Origin of the sequence: Pantoea sp. V106_11 (assembly GCF_029967885.1) — a bacterium.
GTDB lineage: Bacteria > Pseudomonadota > Gammaproteobacteria > Enterobacterales > Enterobacteriaceae > Pantoea > Pantoea ananatis.
On record NZ_JASCAK010000020.1, the window covers coordinates 163,816 to 178,314 of the forward strand.

Genomic DNA, 14,499 nt, shown 5'->3' on the forward strand with positions numbered 1-14,499 from the left:
AATAACTGATTAAGGCAACGTAATGATTTTTATTGATGGAATTATCTATTCTTTACAAAACTCAGGTGGAATATCTGTATATTTTGATGAGTATTTGAAATATTTGAAAAAAAATAAAATTGAAAGCGAACTAATTATTTATCCCAATAATAATCCCTATGCCAGCGACTTCAATGTAAATCGAACTCCGCGGATGAGTCTCAGCATTGAAAGGTATATTGACGTGGGCATTTCACCTGAAACAAAAAATGATATTTTCCATTCTAGTTATTATCGACTCCCCGCAAACAAAAAAAATGTAAAAATAATCACGACGGTGCATGACTTCACATATGAAGTTTTCCCTAAGGGACTCAAAACAATAGTTCATCATTGGCAAAAAAAACGTGCAATACTCAATAGTGATGGGATTATTTGTATTTCCGAATCAACGCGAAAAGATATGCTTAAATACATCCCTGAAGCGCAAGATATTCCTACAAAAGTCATATACAATGGCGTTAGCGATTTTACTCCTTTAGAGAAAACCTCCAGCAACGATAAATATGTGGTTTTTGTAGGAGCAAGAAATGGTTATAAAAATTTCACTTCTTGTGTAAAAGCACTTCAAAAGCATGAAGATATTAAACTTGTAGTCGTGGGTGGCGGTAAGTTTAATGCTGAAGAGATAACATTGTTAAATGAATATATTCCAGGTCGCTTTAATCATGCCGGATTTGTTAGTGAGGAAGAGCTCAACTTACTTTACTCAAATGCCTATTGCCTTATTTATCCATCCTTATATGAAGGTTTTGGAATCCCTGTCATAGAGGCAATGCGTTCTGGGTGTCCTGTTATAGCGTCGAACTCTTCTTCTGTAAAAGAAATCGCTACTGGCTCAGCAATTCTATTAGATAAAATCACCGAAGACGATATCAGCCATGCGTTGCTAAAACTCGGTGATAACGTTATAAGAGAGAAATTAATCTCAGCGGGATTAGTTAATTCTACTAAATTTTCCTGGACAAAAATGGCTCAGGAAACATTAAATTTTTATGATGAAATAAGAGATATAAAATGAAAAAAGCATTAATTACAGGCGTAACGGGTCAGGACGGATCTTATCTGGCAGATTTTTTGCTGGAAAAAGGATATGAAGTCCATGGAATCATTCGACGCACATCATCGTTTAATACTGAACGAATTGATAATGCTTTGAGTAAAAATCGTAATATGTACCTTCACTATGGTGATTTAACTGATTCTTCAAATTTAATAAGATTAATGAAAGATATCAGTCCTGATGAAGTTTATAATCTTGGCGCAATGTCCCATGTCGCAGTTTCATTCGAATCACCTGAATATACTGCAGATGTAGATGCGATTGGTACACTTCGTTTGCTTGAAGCGATTCGTATTTGTGGCCTTGAGAAAAAAACCAGATTTTACCAGGCTTCTACTTCGGAATTATATGGTCAGGTAAGAGAAATTCCGCAGAAGGAAACCACTCCTTTCCACCCTAGATCGCCTTACGCCGTTGCTAAAATGTATGCTTACTGGATCACCGTTAATTATCGTGAATCCTATGGTATGTACGCCTGTAATGGTATTCTTTTTAATCATGAATCTCCACGTCGTGGTGAAACATTCGTTACCCGTAAAATTACTCGAACACTGGCTAATATCGCGCAGGGGCTGGAGAAGCAGTTAGAGTTAGGAAATATGGATTCATTACGTGATTGGGGTCATGCAAAAGATTATGTACGCATGCAATGGATGATGCTGCAGCAAAACCAGGCTGACGATTTCGTTATCGCAACAGGTAAACAAATTTCAGTCCGTGAATTTGTAAGAATGTCAGCGCGTGAGCTTGGCATTGAGCTGGCGTTCACGGGTAATGGTGTTGATGAAATTGCTACGGTAACCTCTGTTTCAGGTGATAATGCGCCTGAAGTAAAAGTCGGCGATGTTATTGTTAAAGTTAATCCTCGTTATTTCCGTCCTGCGGAAGTAGAAACGCTTCTCGGTGATCCATCGAAAGCGAAGGAGCTACTTGGCTGGGAACCTTTAATTACTGTAGAAGAAATGTGTGCAGAAATGGTAGGACACGATTTAGATAATGCTAAACAACATGCATTATTAAAAAGTCATGGCTTTAACGTTTCAATTTCTGTGGAAAGTTAATTATGATCAAAAAAGTATTTATTGCAGGTCATCGCGGGATGGTAGGGTCCGCAATTCTACGCCAACTATCCAAGCGAACAGATATTGAAATTATTACAAAAACAAAAGAAGAGTTAAATTTACTTTCAAAAAAAGATGTAGAAGAATTTTTCCAGTCTTCTGATATTGATGAGGTTTATCTCGCTGCAGCAAAAGTTGGTGGAATTCATGCTAATAATCATTTTCCAGCTGAATTTATTTATGAGAACATGCTGATTGAATGCAATGTCATCCATGCAGCGCATCTTGCCAATATACCTAAATTGCTTTTTTTAGGTTCAAGCTGCATCTATCCAAAATTTGCCGAACAACCAATTAAAGAATCTGCTCTTCTTACTGGCGAGCTTGAACAAACTAACGAGCCCTATGCTATTGCTAAGATAGCAGGCATTAAATTGTGTGAATCTTACAACAGGCAATTTGGGCGAGACTATCGAAGCGTAATGCCAACTAATTTGTACGGTGAAAATGATAATTTTCATCCTGAAAATTCACATGTCGTTCCTGCTCTGATGCGTCGCTTCCATGAGGCCATGCTTAATGACGATTCAGAAGTAATTGTATGGGGAAGCGGTAACCCTATGCGAGAATTTTTGTATGTGGATGATATGGCGGAAGCTTCTGTTTTTGTAATGGAGCTTAATAATGCTACTTACGCAAACAATACTGCACCTATGCTTTCACATATAAACGTAGGAACAGGTATTGATTGCTCTATAAGAGAGTTGGCGCAAACAGTTGCTGAAGTAGTTGGTTACAAGGGCGAAATAAAATTTGACAGTTCAAAGCCTGACGGAACGCCCAGGAAATTACTCGATGTACAGCGCCTAAAAGATATGGGATGGTCCTACTCTACCGATCTTAATGTTGGACTTACAAAAACATATAATTGGTTTTTAGAGAATCAAAACTCTTTTAGGAAGTGAAATGGTACACCGACTAAGCAAAGATTTATTTGAGTCTGTTATCGCTAATGCGCCCTTAGTTTCTATTGATCTTATTGTTCAAAATTCTAAAGGTGAGTTTTTACTAGGATATAGAAATAATAAACCTGCACAAAACTATTGGTTTGTACCGGGTGGCAGGATATTTAAATCTGAGACAATCCCTAATGCCTTTAAACGGATCGCGCATGATGAGTTAAATCTTAACTTAGATATTGATCTTGCTACCTTTAAAGGTGTTTATGAACATCATTATGACGATTCATTCGTCAGTGATGATGTTACAACGCATTATATTGTTCTCGCTTACGCTATATTTAATGTATCTGATTCAGAAAGTATGCCTGACATACAGCATGCGAAATTTAAATGGTTCAGCAAAGAAGAACTTTTAGTTTCTGATTCCGTTCACACCTATACTAAAAACTATTTTCAAGAAAGGCATTGATCTTATGTCAGTAAAATTGTTACCTGTTATTATGGCTGGAGGTTCGGGTAGTCGTTTATGGCCATTATCGAGAACATTATATCCTAAGCAATTTCTTGCACTTACCTCTGATGCAACCATGCTGCAGGAAACGATTAAGCGTGTTGAATCTTTGCCTCATCTTTCACCTTATTTGATATGTAACGAATCGCACAGGTTTATTGTCGCTGAGCAACTCAGGCAACATAATATAAAACATGGAGGGATTTTCCTGGAGCCTGTGGGACGAAATACAGCACCTGCAATAACATTAGCTGCATTACAGGCAGTTAAGAACTTAGACGATCCTGTTATGTTAGTACTGGCTGCAGATCACGTAATTAAGGATGAGCAAGCATTTTTAACCGCAGTTGAAAATGCTATTCCTCTTGCTGAGTCTGGTAAGCTGGTGACATTTGGTATTGTACCTGACCGCCCTGAAACGGGATATGGTTATATCAAGCAAGGCGCTAATGTAAATGATTACTCTTTTAAGGTAGATTCTTTCGTAGAAAAACCAAATCTTGAAACTGCTCAAGAGTACTTGTCATCTGGAAAGTATTATTGGAATAGCGGAATGTTTTTATTTCGCGCCTCTGTGTTCTTAAAAGAAATAAGAAAGTTTCATAAAGAAATTTTAGAACATTGTGAAAAAGCCTTACTTGGTCAACATACCGATCTTGATTTTATACGTTTAGATGACGCCGCATTCAAAAATTGCCCAGATGAATCGGTTGACTACGCTGTAATGGAAAAAACCCAGGACGCTGTCCTGGTTCCAATGAATGCTGCATGGAGTGATGTAGGTTCATGGTCTGCTTTATGGGAAATAAACACTAAAGATAAAAATGACAATGCTATCAGAGGTGATGTCGTTACTTCAGATACATCCAATAGTTATATATATTCTCAAAATAAGCTTGTTGCTACTGTTGGAATTGATAATTTAGTCGTTGTCGAAACTAAAGATGCAGTGTTAATTGCACATAAAGATAAAGTCCAGGGCGTTAAAGATATTGTTCAACAGTTAAAAATTGATGACCGTTGTGAACATCTGCAGCACCGTGAGGTATTCAGACCATGGGGTTCACATGATACTATAAGCGAAGGTGCCCGTTTTCATGTTAAGAAATTGACTATAAAACAGGGGCAGCGCACTGCAACGCAAATTCATCATCATCGTGCTGAACACTGGATTGTTGTATCTGGTACTGCAAGAGTATATAAAGGCGAGCAAAGCTATCTAATTACTGAAAACGAATCCATATATATACCTATAGGTGAAGCGCACGCTATCGAAAATCCTGGTGTTCTTCCTCTTGAGATCATTGAAGTCCGTACAGGAACATACTTGTCTGAAGACGATGTCATCCGTATTGGTGATGACGGGACAGGATATTAAGAATGAAAGTTTCTATAATTACAGCAACTTATAATAGTGAAAAAACAATCAAAGATACTATCTTATCATTAGAGTCTCAAGATTATGATAACATCGAGTTTATTATTATTGATGGCGGATCTAAGGATAACACACTCACTGTTGCACAAGAACACAGTTCACGGATTGCTAAAATTATTAGCGAACCGGATAAAGGTATTTATGATGCTTTAAATAAAGGCATCCTTCATTCGACAGGTGATATTGTAGGTTTTCTTCACTCGGATGATGTTTTTTCATATCCTTCCGCGGTATCGGATATTGTAAATAGCTTTAGTAATAATAATGTTGATGCTGTTTATTCTGACCTTAATTATGTTTCTCAAAAGGACATGCATAAAGTAGTTCGTAAATGGCATAGTGGTATCTTCGATATTAGAAAACTCAAATTTGGATGGATGCCCCCGCATCCCACTTTCTATATGAAAAAGAAAAAATATGATGAGTGGGGTGCATTTGATATTTCATACAGAATCTCAGCAGATTATGACTCCTTGTTGCGATATTTATATGTTCACAAAGCCTCAGTATTTTATCTCCCAAAAGTTCTGATTTCGATGAGGGTGGGCGGAGAAAGCAATCGGTCACTCAGCAACATTATTAAGAAATCCAGAGAAGATATTGATGTTATCAAAAAAAATGGCTTGTTCTGGCCAGTTGTTCTGATATGTAAAAATCTTTCTAAACTTCCTCAATTCATCAAGTAATAATATGAAAAAATTAACTTGTTTTAAAGAATACGATATTCGTGGGAAACTTGGCGACGAACTTAATAATGATATTGCTTATAAGATAGGCCGCGCTTTCGGCCAGTTTTTACAACCTAAAACAGTGGTTGTAGGGGGCGATGTAAGACTTACAAGTGAAGAGCTTAAACTTGCTCTTGCCCAGGGCCTCCAGGATTCAGGGGTTAATGTACTTGATCTGGGTATGGTTGGTACTGAAGAAATTTACTTTGCCACATTTCACTTAGGCTGCGATGGCGGTATTGAAGTAACGGCGAGCCATAATCCTATAAATTATAATGGTATGAAGCTTGTCCGGGCAGGCGCAAAGCCCGTTAGTGGTGACACCGGCTTGAGAGAGATTCAGTCCCTTGCTGAGTCCGCTATTTTTAGTCCTGTTGAGAGTGGCGCTAAAGGGACTTATTCAAAAATATCAACACTTAACGAATATGTTTCTCATATCATAAGTAGTATCAATCTCAAGAACTTAAAACCCCTGAAGTTGGTAGTCAATAGCGGTAACGGTGTAGCAGGGCATGTCATTGATGCTATCGAAAAAAGATTCGTAGAAAATAATGTACCTGTCGAAATAATCAAAATTCACCATAATGCCGACGGCCATTTCCCAAATGGGATTCCGAATCCACTCTTGCCTGAATGTCGTGAAGATACGCAAAAAGCTGTTATAGAGCATAACGCCGACTTTGGCATAGCCTTTGATGGCGATTTCGATCGCTGCTTTTTCTTCGATGAAAAAGGAAGATTTATTGAAGGTTATTACATCGTTGGATTACTTGCTGAGGCTTTCCTCAAGAAAAATCCTGGCGAAAAAGTAATCTACGATCCTCGGTTGACATGGAACACTATTGACATTGTTACCTCCGTTGGGGGGCAGGCGATCATGTCTAAGACAGGCCATGCATTTATTAAAGAACGCATGCGCAAAGAAGATGCAATTTATGGTGGAGAGATGAGCGCGCATCACTATTTCAAAGATTTTGCTTATTGTGATAGTGGAATGATCCCGTGGTTGTTGATCGCTGAACTGGTTAGTCTTAAAAACGTCTCTTTAGGCGAACTGGTTTCAGAAAGGATCGCCGCCTATCCTTCTTCTGGTGAAATCAATATAAAATTAGCTGATCCAGACGCATCGATCGAACGTGTGCTCGGGCACTACAAAGATATTGCAGAAAGTAAAGACTTTACTGATGGTATTAGTCTTGATTTTGGAACATGGCGTTTTAATTTGAGAAGATCGAATACGGAGCCTGTGGTGCGTTTGAATGTAGAATCACGAGGCAATATTCAATTGATGCAATCTAAAACTTCTGAAGTATTGGACCTTTTAAATCCATCAAATTAGCCCTAAAGTCAAAAGTTTCTTTTAGTTTAGTTGTGTTTAGTACATCTATAAATTTAAGTTTTCGTGGTTCAAAGATATATGCTGAAACCATCAATTACTTCCCTCATCTCGTTATCATGGGATAACATGTCAACACATTGAAAGCAGTCATGTACTGCTGATTTCACATCAAGACAGGAGTAGATATGTCGAAGCAACAAATCGGTGTTGTAGGTATGGCAGTAATGGGACGCAACTTGGCTCTTAACATTGAGAGCCGCGGCTACACCGTTTCTGTCTTTAACCGCTCACGTGAGAAGACTGATGAAGTGATTGCTGAGAATCCAGGGAAGAAGCTTGCGCCTTTTTATACCGTTGAAGAGTTTGTCAATTCACTGGAAAAGCCGCGTCGTATCCTTCTGATGGTACAAGCAGGAGAGGCAACAGATAAGACGATTGCCTCTTTAACTCCCCATCTTGATAAGGGTGATATCCTGATCGATGGGGGTAATACCTTTTATAAAGACACCATCCGTCGCAATAAAGAACTTTCGGATCAGGGATTCAACTTCATCGGTACCGGTGTTTCCGGCGGCGAAGAGGGGGCACTGAAAGGGCCTTCAATCATGCCTGGTGGCCAGAAAGAAGCGTATGAGTTGGTTGCGCCTATTCTTGATAAGATTGCTGCACGTGCTGAGGACGGTGAGGCTTGCGTCTCTTATATCGGTCCGGACGGTGCTGGCCATTACGTTAAGATGGTTCATAACGGTATCGAATACGGCGATATGCAGCTGATTGCCGAAGCCTATGCTCTGCTGAAAGGGGCGCTCGGCCTGAACAATGAAGAACTGGCTGAAACTTTTACTGAGTGGAATAACGGTGAACTGAGCAGTTATCTGATCGATATCACCAAGGACATTTTCACTAAGAAAGATGAAGAAGGTCACTACCTGGTTGATGTCATTCTTGATGAAGCAGCCAACAAAGGTACGGGTAAATGGACCAGCCAGAGTTCACTGGATCTCGGTGAGCCGCTGTCGCTGATTACCGAATCTGTGTTTGCGCGCTATCTTTCTTCACTGAAGACTCAGCGTGTCGCGGCCTCAAAAGTTCTGAACGGTCCTCAGGCTAAAGCTTTTACCGGCGATAAAGCTGAATTCATTGAAAAGGTCCGTCGTGCGCTGTACTTGGGTAAAATCGTTTCTTATGCACAGGGCTTCTCACAGCTACGTGCAGCATCAGACGAGAACAGCTGGGATCTGCAGTATGGTGAAATCGCGAAGATTTTCCGTGCTGGCTGTATTATCCGTGCGCAGTTCCTGCAGAAAATTACGGATGCGTATGCAGAGAATGCGGGCATCGCTAACCTCCTGCTGGCGCCTTACTTCAAAGATATTGCTGACCAGTACCAGCAGGCGCTGCGTGATGTGGTTGCTTATGCCGTACAAAATGGTATTCCAACACCGACTTTCTCAGCCGCTATTGCCTACTATGATAGCTATCGTTCAGAGTTTCTGCCTGCTAATCTGATTCAGGCTCAACGTGATTATTTTGGTGCGCACACCTATAAGCGCATCGATAAAGATGGCGTTTTCCATACTGAATGGTTAGATTGATTTATAACGAAACCTCCCTGTGGGAGGTTTCGTTTTTTAGTTCGCTTTTTTGCATATAACGCGATTGGAAACAGTCTATCCCGAGTTGAATTTTATGAATGAAAATATCTCCACCAAAGATAAAGGGTCAGCAGCCCATGAAAATAATTCTGTTTCAAGCAATGAGCTTGACTTAATAGATGTTGTTTTTCAGCTGTGGCAAGGTAAGAAATTTATTGTCATTGGGATGATGACGGCGCTTATTATAGCAATAGTATATGTGAGTGTGGTTAAGGAAAAATGGACATCGCAAGCTACAGTAACCTTACCCGCTGCAGGACAGGTTGCTAACTATAATGCTGCCTTAGCTATTGTATATGCAGATACACCACAAGATAAACCTTCATTAAGTGGGTTACAAAATCAACTGTTTGGCCGATTCAGCGCTTCTCTAAATGCCTTGTCAGGCGCACTTGCTAACCTTGAGGAGCCTTTGTCGTTACGCGTAGAACCCATCAAAGGAAGAGATGATTCACTCAATATCTCATTTGTTGGAAGCACGGCTAAAGAAGCACAATCACAACTTTCAAAATATATTGATAATGTTAATGCTGATGTTGTGAGAGATTATGGTGATGATATTAAGCGTAACCTTGGCGTGAAAACCAGGGAGCTGACAAATACGCTCGATACATATACTCAGGTTGCCATTAATCAAAAAGAGCACCGACTTGATGTAATCAAACAGGCTCTCAAAGTTGCTCAGGAATCTAACGTGGATAAGCTGCAAGTTAATCAGGCAGATTTTCTTTCTGATGATACCTTATATTTACTGGGTACTGATGCACTGAATGCTATGGTGACAAACGAGAATTCTAAACCTCTTGATTATAGCAAAGAGTATTATGAAGCTCAGCGCGCTTTGCTGGCTGTGACGCATCTAAAAGTAGAGGTTGAAAACCTCCAATCCTATCGATACATTTCTCAAGCGGATCTGCCATTTAGGCGAGACAGTCCTAAAAAGGCCCTTATATTATTTCTTGCTATCATAGGCGGTGCAATTGTTGGGGCATTGTTTGTTATTACACGTAATGCTTTTCACAGTTACAAGAAAAAATAATAAAGGCGATTGATGCATTTAGAAATTCTAAAAATGACAGGCTGATATTGTACTTGTTAGAAAAAGCTCATTGTAAAATGAGCTTTTTCTATTTTAATAACATCAGGATTAAAAGAACTTTCATAAAATCTGTGAGTAGGTTGTAAATCACCTCCACATCCTGAACTTTTATTAAAGATTGTAGTTTTTACCTTATTGCACCAACAAATCTCCACTCCGCACCGACTTCTCTCCCGCCAGCCTCAACACCAGCATCCCTGCCGTGGCAAATCTGGCCCAGTGCCGGGCATAAAGTATCCCACCGAACTCCGCCACCAGTGGCGTGATATGGTCTGTTACCGGATCGACAATCTCCGCGACCACTTCACCTGGCCTGATAAGCGCACCCAGCGGTTTGCGATGCAGAATCAGTCCCGAGACGGGCGAGTGAACGTATTCGCAACCGGCAAGCGGGGTGGGCGGATTTTTCAGCGCAGGTGATGAGGCGGATGTACCCTCGGTGTGACGCTGCTTAATAATCCTGCTTTCATCGGCAACCTGAGCAAGACCTGGAGCACCGAGTCCTGTACCGCTCTCATCAACGCCGACTAAATCTTCGCCTCCGCTGGCGACGGATACCAGCTCATCGCCGCCAATCACCGGTGCCGCGACCTCGACAGAAACGGCCGCCTCATCGGCTGTAATGTAGCCCGATTCCTGTAGCGCGCTGATAATCGCATCGGCATCCTGTTCCGCTTGCTCTGGCGACACGTCACTTACGCCACGGAGTTCAAGGGTTACGGGTAATAAACCCTGCGGCATGGGGAACTGTTCGGCAAAACGCTCTGCCAGCGTCAGCCAGGGCTCACAACAGGCTTCATCAAATGGCTCCCCGCCGGAAACTTGTGCCAGCAACTGAACTTCACTACCTAACCAGCGTGCCAGCGGTTCGACCGCAGGCCATGCGTGCGGTGTGGTATAGAGGTGCGGCAGGGCTTCCCAGTCGCAGTGTAGATCGATCATTAAATCCGCCTGGCTCGCCATGCGCATGAGCGTGAACCGCTGCGCTTCCAGCTCCGTTTTCGGTACGGTATCGCGGTAGTAGCGATCGATTGCATCACGAATCAGTCGCTTGTTTTGGGTTTCGTTTGGCGTCAGTACGCCAGCCAGATCGTTAGCCAGCGTGGTGCCGAGTGATGGAAACTTACGGTTAAAGTCTTGTCCAGTCTGCGTATGGAAGCGTCCCAAATGGGTGCCATGCCAGTGCTGGCCTAGCGCAAGAGGATTTGAAACCGGGATCAGGGTGAAAGAGGCTTTTAACCGTCCGGCTGACTCCAGCGTTTGCAGACGTTGTTTCAGGTACCACGCAACCGCCATGCCAGGTATTTCATCGCCATGTAAGGCAGCCTGGATATAAACCTGTCGCGTAGCGTCATCGCCAAAATGGAAACTGATAATTTCACGCTGGGTGCCGAGAGAGGCGCTTAACAAGGGGTGATGTTGTTGGTACATACCGTGTTAATGTCCTTTTGTCGGTTCAGGGCGACAAGGGCCGCCCATAAAGTCATTGAGTATAGCCCTGCACAGGCAGGAGAGCGAAAAAGCCCGCCATGACGTTACTTCTGAATCGAAATATCGGTTGAGAAATAGCGCTTCTGAATCTTATCAAAGGTGCCATTTTTCTTAATTTCATCAAAGGCTGTATCCAGCGCGGTCTTCAGCTCGGCATCCCCTTTACGCAGACCAATCGCCGTGCCCGGTCCAATAATCGGATCCTGAACAATCGGGCCTGCCAGCGCAAAATCTTTGCCCTGCGGCTGTTTCAGAAAACCATTGGCGGCCTGCGCCGCGTCGGTAAAGACCGCGTCAAGGCGTCCGGCCACTAAATCGCTTTCCACCTGAGCCTGATCGCCGTAAGGCACCACAGTCACGCCATGCGGCTGCCATTTTGCGCGGGCATAACGTTCCTGCACAGTGCCCTGTTCAACACCCACCGTTTTCCCTTTCAGCGACTCTGGCGTCGGTAACAGGCCAGACCCTTTGCGTGCGATAAGCTGAGCGTGGGTATCGTAAAGCGGCTGGGTAAAGTCTATTTGCTTCAAACGCTCTTCTGTAATGCCCATGTCAGACAGGATGGCATCGAATTTACGGGCTTTAAGTGCCGGGATCATGCCGTCGAACTGACTTTCCACCCACACGCACTTCGCCTGCATTTGTGCACACAGGGCGTTGCCTAAGTCGATATCGAACCCTACCAGTTTGCCCTGCGGGGTTTTTGATTCGAAAGGCGGATAGGTGGGATCGACGGCGAAGCGGACCTGTTCGATTTTTGCCTGTGCGCCGAATGCGCAACCAGCAAGCACGGCCAGTGCAAGCGCAGCGCGCAGGCGAATTTTGAGGGTTTTCGTTGCCATAGTTCAGATCTTCTGTTGTCGTAATGTTGTATTACGCAGAGTACCTTTCGACCGGGATGATGGCAATTAGAGGATGATTTTCACAGTGTTAGCCCCACAAAGTGCACGGTAATCCTTGATGTTCAGGATCACTGAGTGGTCCAGCACGCCCGCATTAAACGCAATCTCATCGTAACGTTCAAACAGCAGCGGATCGACTATCGGCAGTAAATCAGGATGAAAGCTAAACGGGGGAATCGCACCAAATACACAGCCCGTCAGCGCATCGACCTCCGCAGGCGAGGCAAGGGATGCCCGACGTCCTCCCACCGCTAAGGCCACTTTACTGAGATCGGCCTGCTGGTCGGCGGGCAGTACCGCCAGAACATGCTGTTTGATCCCATTGCCTTTCACATGGCACACCAACGCCTTTGCACCCTGACCGATTTCCGTGCCACGAATCGTTGCCACCGCTTCACATTTGCCGGTCGCTTCGTGCTGCATCAGGCGATAACGTGCGCGATTTTGGTCGAGTAGGGCAATTAATTTTTCATGAGTAGTCACGGTTCTCTTCCTGAGCAGTGAGTTGCAGCATCAGCGTCTGCAGCATATGTGGTTGACGCGGTAGCACGCCAGTTTTCAGACCCAGCGGTCTTAAGGCCCGGTTGAGCGTACTCAGGGTCGTATTTTCTCTGTCCTGCTCGATATCTGATAGTGTCCGGCGGCTAATCCCTGCCAGCGCTGCATAGCGTTCCTGTGAAAATCCCAGCACGTTTTTGCGAAGCTGCATCAGGAGTTCACCCTGTGACAATTTTTCTTCAAGAAACTGCTGAAGAAGGTTTAGCAGCATTGCCTCACGTTCAAACGGTGACAGCGTTTTCTTCATAGTTGCCAGCCTTCAATACGCTGATCCAGATAATCAAAGCCAAGAGCCGGCATAGTCAGAATTGATGCTGGTATACCTCGCTGAAGCAGACGCTCTTTGAGTCCGATAAGCTGTCGGGCCAGTACGGCCAGCTCAGCCAGTAATCTGTCCGATGGCACCAGGTCATCCAATGCGGCAGCAATCTGTTGCCATTGATATTGTCCCCCCTCCTCAAAAGGCGCCCCCCATTGCGTCGTGCGTACCACGCCTTCAGGATCCGCTTTCATCGGCGCAAAATCATAGATGGGTGCAAGCCACATGCCGGTATCCTTTTTCAGAATCGCGCTGTTACGACCATGATTATCAGAATTGCCAAACGCAATATTCAGCATGTCACGTTTTACCCACTCAATGACGAACGCCTCTTGCGCGCGTCTGTCAGGATTAAGGTGTGTAATCAGCGTGCTAATTACCTCAAAATGATTGAGATAGCTGCCTGGCGGTTTTCGCATTATTGAATAGACAGATTCCAGACCATACATCACTTTTTCGCCCGCGATGTAAGACACATCAAAGCGGGGTAACCATAAGGAAGGATAACGGCTACCTTCACACAACTTCATTTTTTCACAGGGAATGGTGTCGAAACCCATCGACGCTAATTCATGATAGTAGTGGTATTCGGCGCGAAGTATGTCGCAATCGATCGCGCTGCGCGCACCGCGCGGATACTTCACCAGATAATGCACATCCTGATTGTGTACATCATCCTGCCAAGTATCTATCCATACCTCATCCTGTGGCGTATAGCGCAATAAGAGTTTTGGCGCTTCACCGCCAGCCCCGGTCGCTCCACCGCTGGCTGCACCCATTTGCTGAGCGTACGCCAGAAAATCACTGTCACGTTCGATGGCCCATTCAGACGGAAAACGTCGGTCACGTAGCTGACTTTGCGCGGGTAACGCGGGTATCGACTCTTTGATGCGCTGGTTTCCCACTGGTGCAATTGTGCCAGATTTCAGCAACCAGAAATCCTGCTCAGCGGCAGACTTTCCCTGTAACCCAAGCTGCTGAATCCAGTAACGTCTACTGGCACCTGCAGGCATAATGTCATCCAGAAAGGTAAACCACGGACGAGCCGCATAGCTGCCAATAAGCATGACCGGGTAATTCAGACTGCAGCTGGCATAATCATTCCGATCAAGATATTCAACAGCGTAGTCAAAGTTATAGGCGAGTAAAGCGGGACTTTCACGTCCCTGGTGGGGATGTTGGATATTGAGCTGGGCAGCATCATGCCAGCGGCCCTTAATAAACAGCTGGAGTGTGAGCATGACAACTCCTGTTGAGCAACATTATGCTCAATAATAGCGTTTAATTAATTTTTTGAGAAGGATACTGCTCAGAATCCGCATAAAAGTGGAATT

The 14,499-nt window shown here is 43.6% G+C and carries 14 protein-coding genes; 9 read left to right on the forward strand and 5 right to left on the reverse strand.

Annotation, left to right across the window (positions count from 1 at the left end):
* Positions 1-22 precede the first annotated feature (22 nt).
* The 9 genes from QLG08_RS02090 (at position 23) to wzzB (ending at position 9,835) form a co-directional block, all read left to right on the forward strand.
* Entirely contained in the window at positions 23-1,060 is a 1,038-nt protein-coding gene (locus QLG08_RS02090) for a glycosyltransferase family 1 protein (protein WP_064352352.1), read from the forward strand.
* Positions 1,057-2,163: a GDP-mannose 4,6-dehydratase gene (gene gmd, locus QLG08_RS02095; RefSeq protein ID WP_176019006.1), complete on the forward strand. Its 1,107-nt coding sequence runs from the start codon at positions 1,057-1,059 to the stop codon at positions 2,161-2,163. The genes QLG08_RS02090 and gmd overlap by 4 nt, the downstream gene beginning before the upstream one ends.
* Complete coding sequence (locus QLG08_RS02100; RefSeq protein ID WP_176019153.1) at positions 2,163-3,128, forward strand: GDP-L-fucose synthase; 966 nt, start codon at positions 2,163-2,165, stop codon at positions 3,126-3,128. The genes gmd and QLG08_RS02100 overlap by 1 nt, the downstream gene beginning before the upstream one ends.
* 1 nt (position 3,129) lies before the next feature.
* Positions 3,130-3,594 (forward strand): GDP-mannose mannosyl hydrolase, encoded by a 465-nt coding sequence (locus tag QLG08_RS02105; RefSeq protein WP_210452789.1) that lies wholly within the window; start codon positions 3,130-3,132, stop codon positions 3,592-3,594.
* Between the two features lie 4 nt (positions 3,595-3,598).
* Positions 3,599-5,014: a mannose-1-phosphate guanylyltransferase/mannose-6-phosphate isomerase gene (locus QLG08_RS02110; RefSeq protein WP_015699951.1), complete on the forward strand. Its 1,416-nt coding sequence runs from the start codon at positions 3,599-3,601 to the stop codon at positions 5,012-5,014.
* A gap of 2 nt (positions 5,015-5,016) precedes the next feature.
* The gene (locus QLG08_RS02115) at positions 5,017-5,760 is read left to right on the forward strand and encodes a glycosyltransferase family 2 protein (protein ID WP_015699952.1); all 744 of its coding nucleotides are present in this window, start codon (positions 5,017-5,019) and stop codon (positions 5,758-5,760) included.
* Positions 5,761-5,764: 4 nt separating this feature from the next.
* Positions 5,765-7,141, forward strand: coding sequence for a phosphomannomutase CpsG (gene cpsG / locus QLG08_RS02120; protein WP_210452788.1), 1,377 nt, complete (start codon positions 5,765-5,767; stop codon positions 7,139-7,141).
* Between the two features lie 185 nt (positions 7,142-7,326).
* Positions 7,327-8,736, forward strand: coding sequence for an NADP-dependent phosphogluconate dehydrogenase (gene gndA, locus QLG08_RS02125; protein ID WP_015699954.1), 1,410 nt, complete (start codon positions 7,327-7,329; stop codon positions 8,734-8,736).
* 94 nt (positions 8,737-8,830) lie between these two features.
* Positions 8,831-9,835: an LPS O-antigen chain length determinant protein WzzB gene (wzzB, locus tag QLG08_RS02130; protein ID WP_015699955.1), complete on the forward strand. Its 1,005-nt coding sequence runs from the start codon at positions 8,831-8,833 to the stop codon at positions 9,833-9,835.
* Between the two features lie 192 nt (positions 9,836-10,027).
* On the opposite strand, the gene QLG08_RS02135 is transcribed toward wzzB, so the two are convergent.
* The 5 genes from QLG08_RS02135 to QLG08_RS02155 all read right to left on the reverse strand — a co-directional run bounded on the left by QLG08_RS02135 (position 10,028) and on the right by QLG08_RS02155 (position 14,406).
* A complete protein-coding gene (locus QLG08_RS02135) occupies positions 10,028-11,326 on the reverse strand; it encodes a succinylglutamate desuccinylase/aspartoacylase family protein (protein WP_238493186.1) in 1,299 nt (432 codons plus the stop codon).
* A 104-nt stretch (positions 11,327-11,430) separates the two neighbouring features.
* Positions 11,431-12,228 (reverse strand): ABC transporter substrate-binding protein, encoded by a 798-nt coding sequence (locus QLG08_RS02140; protein ID WP_014605468.1) that lies wholly within the window; start codon positions 12,226-12,228, stop codon positions 11,431-11,433.
* Between the two features lie 66 nt (positions 12,229-12,294).
* The gene (locus QLG08_RS02145) at positions 12,295-12,771 is read right to left on the reverse strand and encodes a YbaK/prolyl-tRNA synthetase associated domain-containing protein (RefSeq protein ID WP_014605469.1); all 477 of its coding nucleotides are present in this window, start codon (positions 12,769-12,771) and stop codon (positions 12,295-12,297) included.
* A complete protein-coding gene (locus tag QLG08_RS02150; RefSeq protein ID WP_014594063.1) occupies positions 12,758-13,093 on the reverse strand; it encodes a helix-turn-helix domain-containing protein in 336 nt (111 codons plus the stop codon). The genes QLG08_RS02145 and QLG08_RS02150 overlap by 14 nt, the downstream gene beginning before the upstream one ends.
* Positions 13,090-14,406 carry a HipA domain-containing protein gene (locus QLG08_RS02155; protein WP_014605470.1) on the reverse strand — a complete coding sequence of 439 codons (1,317 nt, stop codon included), beginning with the start codon at positions 14,404-14,406 and terminating at the stop codon, positions 13,090-13,092. The genes QLG08_RS02150 and QLG08_RS02155 overlap by 4 nt, the downstream gene beginning before the upstream one ends.
* Between the last annotated feature and the right edge of the window lie 93 nt (positions 14,407-14,499).

Coding starts and splice junctions, on each gene's coding strand:
- QLG08_RS02155 (WP_014605470.1), bottom strand. CDS start 14,406: ATGCTCACACTCCAGCTGTTTATTAAGGGCCGCTGGCATGATGCTGCC.
- QLG08_RS02115 (WP_015699952.1), top strand. CDS start 5,017: ATGAAAGTTTCTATAATTACAGCAACTTATAATAGTGAAAAAACAATC.
- QLG08_RS02150 (WP_014594063.1), bottom strand. CDS start 13,093: ATGAAGAAAACGCTGTCACCGTTTGAACGTGAGGCAATGCTGCTAAAC.
- wzzB (WP_015699955.1), top strand. CDS start 8,831: ATGAATGAAAATATCTCCACCAAAGATAAAGGGTCAGCAGCCCATGAA.
- QLG08_RS02105 (WP_210452789.1), top strand. CDS start 3,130: ATGGTACACCGACTAAGCAAAGATTTATTTGAGTCTGTTATCGCTAAT.
- QLG08_RS02135 (WP_238493186.1), bottom strand. CDS start 11,326: ATGTACCAACAACATCACCCCTTGTTAAGCGCCTCTCTCGGCACCCAG.
- gmd (WP_176019006.1), top strand. CDS start 1,057: ATGAAAAAAGCATTAATTACAGGCGTAACGGGTCAGGACGGATCTTAT.
- QLG08_RS02140 (WP_014605468.1), bottom strand. CDS start 12,228: ATGGCAACGAAAACCCTCAAAATTCGCCTGCGCGCTGCGCTTGCACTG.
- cpsG (WP_210452788.1), top strand. CDS start 5,765: ATGAAAAAATTAACTTGTTTTAAAGAATACGATATTCGTGGGAAACTT.
- QLG08_RS02090 (WP_064352352.1), top strand. CDS start 23: ATGATTTTTATTGATGGAATTATCTATTCTTTACAAAACTCAGGTGGA.
- gndA (WP_015699954.1), top strand. CDS start 7,327: ATGTCGAAGCAACAAATCGGTGTTGTAGGTATGGCAGTAATGGGACGC.
- QLG08_RS02110 (WP_015699951.1), top strand. CDS start 3,599: ATGTCAGTAAAATTGTTACCTGTTATTATGGCTGGAGGTTCGGGTAGT.